This window comes from Mesorhizobium sp. M1E.F.Ca.ET.063.01.1.1 (assembly GCF_003998155.1).
Classification (GTDB): Bacteria; Pseudomonadota; Alphaproteobacteria; order Rhizobiales; family Rhizobiaceae; genus Mesorhizobium.
In genome coordinates, this window is sequence record NZ_RZSC01000359.1 from 1 (window position 1) to 5,832 (window position 5,832).

General features: G+C 64.6%; 5 protein-coding genes. 3 read left to right on the forward strand and 2 right to left on the reverse strand.

Annotated features, from left to right (window positions below):
• The coding region (locus tag EOA29_RS22400) for a bifunctional alpha/beta hydrolase/class I SAM-dependent methyltransferase (protein WP_189478959.1) at positions 1–1,272 on the reverse strand (1,272 nt) is incomplete at its 3' end.
• Between the two features lie 36 nt (positions 1,273–1,308).
• Positions 1,309–1,917 (reverse strand): CDP-alcohol phosphatidyltransferase family protein, encoded by a 609-nt coding sequence (locus EOA29_RS22405; protein WP_126094429.1) that lies wholly within the window; start codon positions 1,915–1,917, stop codon positions 1,309–1,311.
• Positions 1,918–2,268: 351 nt separating this feature from the next.
• On the opposite strand from EOA29_RS22405, the gene EOA29_RS22410 reads away from it, so the two are divergent.
• From EOA29_RS22410 to EOA29_RS22420, 3 genes are all read left to right on the forward strand, one after another.
• Entirely contained in the window at positions 2,269–2,742 is a 474-nt protein-coding gene (locus EOA29_RS22410; RefSeq protein ID WP_126095943.1) for a MarR family transcriptional regulator, read from the forward strand.
• Complete coding sequence (locus tag EOA29_RS22415) at positions 2,739–3,917, forward strand: HlyD family secretion protein (RefSeq protein ID WP_126094428.1); 1,179 nt, start codon at positions 2,739–2,741, stop codon at positions 3,915–3,917. The genes EOA29_RS22410 and EOA29_RS22415 overlap by 4 nt, the downstream gene beginning before the upstream one ends.
• A 291-nt stretch (positions 3,918–4,208) precedes the next feature.
• Positions 4,209–5,741, forward strand: a complete 1,533-nt coding sequence (locus EOA29_RS22420) for a DHA2 family efflux MFS transporter permease subunit (protein ID WP_127221566.1) — start codon at positions 4,209–4,211, stop codon at positions 5,739–5,741.
• Positions 5,742–5,832: the final 91 nt, after the last annotated feature.

Here is a 5,832-nt window from a genome sequence, read left to right on the forward strand (position 1 = left end):
GTCAAGGATATGGCCGGGCCGTCCGGCGGCCTTGAGCGTTGCCAGCGACGAGCCGATCAGCTCTTCGAGGTTGAGCTTGCGCTGGCGGATCCCTCGCCAGCCGATGGCATCGAGGAAGGTCCGGTCGACCGCGCGGCCGATCGGCCCGAGACCGCGCGCCTCGTTCTCATAGACATAGTCCAGCGTCGAACCGGAATCGAAACCGGTGCTGACGCCGATCTTCATGCCTCGCGAGAACCAACTGCCGATGCGGATGGACGCGCGGCTCATTGCCCAATAGAGGCCCTTTGGCGACAGGAGATCGAGCGGCGAGGCGAGCCGGTCGGCCTCGTCGCGCGTATAGCCGGCGATATCGGCCTGTTTCAGGTCGACGGCAGGCGCCGGTGTCTGGAACTGCGCTTCGAGGAAGGGCCGGATCAAATCGAGCGCCTTCTCGCGGTCGCGTTCGCCCAGCGTGTCATGGAAGAAGCCCGGCAGAACATGCCGCTCCTTGATGCGGCTGCCGAGATTGACGAAGAATTCGTGCTGCGGCGCGGGCCGCACCACCCAGTCGCTGCCCGATAGGAGAAGCTGCGTCGGCACGGTGATGGCGCGGGCATCGGAAACGATGCGCGCCGCGTGCTGGTAGAGCTCGACCAGGATATTCGACGCGATCGGCCTTGTGATCAGCTTGTCGCTTTCGAAGGAAGCGATGCGCACCGGGTCATGGGTCAGCAGCTTCGCCTTGACATAGGAATTGACGAAGAAGCGCCCCTTGATCTTCTGCCAGAGCGCGATGCCTTCCTTGGCGAAGGGGACGTAGAGCTTGACCGAGAAGGCGGGCGAGGCGAGCACCATGGCGCGCAGTTTCGGCGCGTAGTCGTGCACCCACGCCGCGGCAAGCACCGCGCCGAAGGACTGCGCGACGAGCGCGATATCCCGCACGGCAATGCCGTCCCTGGCGGCGATCTCGCGCATGAAGCAGTCGATGTCGCGCAAAAGCGCCGAAAAGGACGGCGCATAGCCGCGCTCGCCGGCGGAGCGGCCGTTGCCGCGGGCATCCCAGGCATAGAAGGCGTGGTCGGGCATGCTGAGTTCATCGACGAGATGCGCCATGCGGCCGCCATGCTCGTGGCCGCGATGGAAGAGCACGACCGCGCCCTTGGCATCGGCCGATGCCGCCGGCCAGAAGCGATAGAATATCTCCGTGCCGTCATGGCTGCGGAAGGTGCGTTCCTGCGCCTGCCGCGCAAGGCTTTCCGCCGGCGCTGCGGCGATCTGTTCGTGAAGCATGGTGTCTCCCTCGGGCGGCATGGCTAGCCTCGATGCTCAGCCGCTGCTGCCAATAAGACCGGCGCGTATCCGGTTTATGGCGGTCAGCAGCGACAGCGTAGCCATGGCCGGAAACACAAATGGCGCGATCGCCGCCGGCCAGAAGCCGGCGGCGGCGAGCACCGCGACCACGCCCAGCGCCAGCGCCCTGTCGCTCTTGCCGAACGGTCCGGCGTAGTTTCGCCCGATCCCGGCGGCGATGCCGAGCACGCCGGCGAACTCGGTGAGCGCCGCGGCGATGGCAAAGGCGACGACGCCCCAGGCGCCGAATTGAGGGAAGGCGGCAAACGGCAGAATCAGCGCGAGATCCGAGACGACGTCGCAGATTTCGTTGAGATACATGCCGAGCGTCGAGGCCTGGCCATGCTCCCGCGCCAGCATGCCGTCGATGGCGTTGAGCGCCATGCGCGCGAAAAGCACGACGGGAATGAGGAAGAGCGGCGCGCGCCAGGCGGGCAACGCCGCGATAGCCGTTCCGGCCGCGACGGAGAGCAGGGCTGCCAGAATGGTTATTTTGTTGGCCGTCACGCCCATTGCGGCCAGCCTGCCGACCAGCGGCCGCAGCCTGTCCTGGAAAGCCGGTTTCAGCGCATAGAGCGTCGGCATTGTGCTGATCCCCCGATCCACGGCGTAAGCTGTATCACGAAGATGCCGAACGGCGCCAGCATACCAGCTAAAACACAGTGAATTTCAGGTGGTTGGCATCCCGCTGTGAAGGCATCGCCTCAGGCCGTCGCCGCTGCCCGTCCATACAGCGCTAATGCATGTCGCCCAAAAGTGCGCAGCGGTTTTGGGAGAACGACATGCAAACCAATGACCTAAAGCGCGTCGCCTCAATTCGTTTTCAGCGCGACGCGCTTTAGCCATGAGCGCTCCGCTTGCTTGCCATGTCGATTTCCGGCTTCTGGAACAATGCGCTCTCTTGAATAGTAAGCACGCTTATTATATATGCCGCTCATGGTTTCGGATGGCATCGACAGATTGGGATTTTTGATCCACGACGTGCAGCGCCTGATGCGCAAGCGCTTCGAGGCGCGCGCCAGCGGGCTCGGCCTGTCGTCGGCGCAATGGCGGCTTCTGGTCCGCGTCGCCAAGGAGGCGGGTGTCGCCCAGGCGCGGCTTGCCGAGCTGCTCGAGATCGAGCCGATCAGCGTCTCGCGCCTTGTCGACAGGATGGAAGAGGGCGGCTGGATCGAGCGCCGCCAGGACGCGACCGACCGGCGTGTGCGCATGATCTTCCCAACCGAGAAGGCAAATGCGGCCTATGCCGACGTCAAGAGCCTTGCCGGCGAGGTCTATGAGGAATCGCTCACCGGCGTGTCGCCGGAAGACCGGCGCATCCTGATCCGGGTGCTGGACACCATCGTGCAGAATCTGACGGACGGCGAAGCGTCGTCGCTGGAAAAGAATACGGAAGGCACAGCAGCATGAACGCGGCAGCCAAGATGGAAGACAACGTCACCAAGCTGGAAATGGAAGCGCCGGCGCAGCCGGCACCAGGTCCGGTTTCGGTGGCGCCGGTACCGCAGCCGGCTCCCGCGCCGAAGAAGAAGCGCCGCACCGGCCGCTTCCTTTTGATGGTCGCCCTGCCGCTGGCGCTGCTCGCCGGTGGCGCCTATGTCTGGGTGACCGGCGGACGCTATCAGGAGACCGAGAACGCCAACCTGCAGCAGGCCAGGATTTCGATCGCCTCCGATACGGCCGGCCGCATCGTCCAGGTCGGCATCGCCGATAACCAGACCGTCAAGCAGGGCGATCTTCTCTTCGTCATCGACCCCGAGCCCTATCGCATAGCGCTCGCCCAGGCCGACGCGGCGGTTGCCGCGGCGCGCCTCAATGTCGAGCAACTCCGCGCCGCCTACAGCCAGGCCATGGCGCAGGAAAAGTCGGCCGGCAGCGAGGTCGACTATGCGCAGTCGCAATATGATCGCGCCGCCGATCTCGCCCAGAAAGGCATCAACGCCAAGTCATCGTTGGATGAGGCCCGCAACGACCTCGACAAGGCCAAGCAGCAGTTGGCGGTTGCTCAGCAGGGCATCGTCAGCGCCAAGGCCGCGCTCGGCGGCAACCCGGACATCGAGACCGACAAGCATCCGACCGTGATGTCGGCTTTAGCCGCGCGCGACAAGGCCGCTTACGACCTCGCGCAGACCACGGTGAAGGCGCCGGCCGACGGCGTGGTCTACCAGGCCTCGTCCTTCAAGGTCGGCCAGTATGTCGCCGTCGGCACGCCGCTGTTTGCGCTGGTCGAGACCGGCGACATCTGGATCGACGCCAATTTCAAGGAAACCCAGCTTACCCATATGAAGCCGGGCCAGAAGGCCGAGATCGTGGTCGACACCTATCCGGGCAGGACCTTCGAGGCGACCGTCAAGGCGATCGGCGCCGGCACCGGCGCGGAGTTCTCGCTGCTGCCTGCCCAGAACGCCACCGGCAACTGGGTCAAGGTCACCCAGCGCATCCCCGTGCGCCTGGAGCTGACCGACCCCGATGCCAGGATGGCGCTGCGCACCGGCATGAGCGCGACGGTCACCGTCGACACCGGCGTGGCGCGCGGCCTGCCGTCGATCTTCGGTCACGCAACGGCCGGCGAGCCAGAGCAATAGGATGGAAAAACAAAGAGTTGGAGCAGGGGATTGGTCTGATGGAAGGCGTGGGAAAGCAAGGCGTTCGAGACGCGCCGCACCGCGGCTTTGACCGAAGCTGAAGCTTTCGACACGGGCCCGTCGGTCCTCAGGTTTCCGGGCGGCAGGCATCCCGCTCGAATAGAGACTTTCGGTCGATGTAACCCCCACATCGATCCTCGCGTCCCACCGCGATGAGGGTCTCTCAACGGAAGGCCTTGCCGCCGGAAACCTAATGTACACGTTTTCGTTACCTGCTGGAAGTTCAGCACCATGAGCACGCCCGAACCCTTCAAAGAGGTCCCGCATCGCGGCCTGATCACGGTCGCGCTCATGCTGGCGACGATCATGCAGGCGCTCGACACCACGATCGCCAATGTCGCGCTGCCGACCATGACCGGCGACCTCGGCGCATCGCCCGACAACATCAACTGGGTGCTGACCTCCTATATCGTCGCCGCCGCGATCATGACGCCGGTGACCGGCTGGCTTGCCGACCGGTTTGGCCGCAAGGAGCTATTCCTCGCCTCGGTGGTCGGGTTCACCATCTTCTCCATGCTTTGCGGCCTGGCCTGGAGCCTCGATACGATAGTGCTGTTTCGCCTGCTGCAGGGCATGTTCGGCGCGGCGATCGTGCCGCTGTCGCAGACCTTCCTGCTCGACATCAACCCGAAAGAGCGCCACGGCCAGGCGATGGCGATCTGGGGCGCCGGCATTATGCTCGGGCCGATCCTGGGGCCGACGCTGGGCGGCTGGCTGACGGAAAATTTCAACTGGCGCTGGGTGTTCTTCATCAACCTGCCGGTCGGCATCCTCGCCTTCCTCGGCATGGCCGCCTATCTGCCGGTCATCGCCAAGCGCGTGCGCGGCTTCGACTTCTTCGGCTTCGCCATGATCTCGCTCGGCGTCGGCGCGCTGCAGCTCCTGCTCGATCGCGGCGGCGAGGTAGACTGGTTCAATTCGGCCGAGATCTGGATCGAGCTCGCTCTTTCGCTCACCGGCTTCTGGGTGTTCGCCATCCACACGGTGACGGCCGAGCATCCCTTCATCGATCCAAAGATATTCCTCGACCGCAATTTCGTGACCGGCCTGGGCTTCATCTTCGTCATGGGCGTGCTGATCCTGGCCTCGATGTCGCTCTTGCCGCCGATGTTGGCCAATATCTTCGGCTACCCGACCGTGACGATCGGCGTCGTGCTGGGGCCGCGCGGCATCGGCACGATGATCTCGATGCTGGTCGTCGGCCGCATCATGCACAGGATCGATGCGAGGATCCTCGTCGCCATAGGCTTCCTCCTCACAGCGCAGTCGCTCTACACCATGGCGAGCTTCACGCCGCAGATGGACAACTGGCTGATCATCTCTTCGGGCGTCATCCAGTGTCTCGGCATGGGCATGGTGTTCGTGCCGCTGTCGACGGTCGCCTTCGCTACGCTCGACGCGCGCTACCGCACCGACGCCACCTCGCTGTTCAGCCTGGTGCGCAATCTGGGTTCCTCGATCGGCGTGTCGGTGGTCGCGGCGCTGATGGTGCGCAACACGCAGGTGAACCACACCGAGCTGTCGGCCTTCATCAACACGTACAACCCGAACCTGTGGGCCGCCTCGCCGGCCGCCGCAGGCGGCGATCCCGCCGCGCTTTCGCAGGTCGACAGGCTGGTGAACGTCCAGTCGATGATGATCTCCTACATCAACGACTTCAAAATCCTGATGGTGATGACGCTGATTGCCGTTCCGTTCGTCATCCTGCTGCGCAAGCCGAAGGCGGCTCCGGCCAGTGGCGGGCCTGCTGCACATATGGATTGATCTCCATTCGCGCTGCCCCTGCGACGCCGGAGATTGGCGAAGGTGGCCGACCGCGGGGTCTCCCCCCTTGAGGGGGGAGATGGCCGGCAGG

What these genes read in the sequence shown, in the direction of transcription:
- EOA29_RS22415 (WP_126094428.1), top strand. Translation starts at nt 2,739, where the DNA reads ATGAACGCGGCAGCCAAGATGGAAGACAACGTCACCAAGCTGGAAATG.
- EOA29_RS22410 (WP_126095943.1), top strand. Translation starts at nt 2,269, where the DNA reads ATGGTTTCGGATGGCATCGACAGATTGGGATTTTTGATCCACGACGTG.
- EOA29_RS22405 (WP_126094429.1), bottom strand. Translation starts at nt 1,917, where the DNA reads ATGCCGACGCTCTATGCGCTGAAACCGGCTTTCCAGGACAGGCTGCGG.
- EOA29_RS22420 (WP_127221566.1), top strand. Translation starts at nt 4,209, where the DNA reads ATGAGCACGCCCGAACCCTTCAAAGAGGTCCCGCATCGCGGCCTGATC.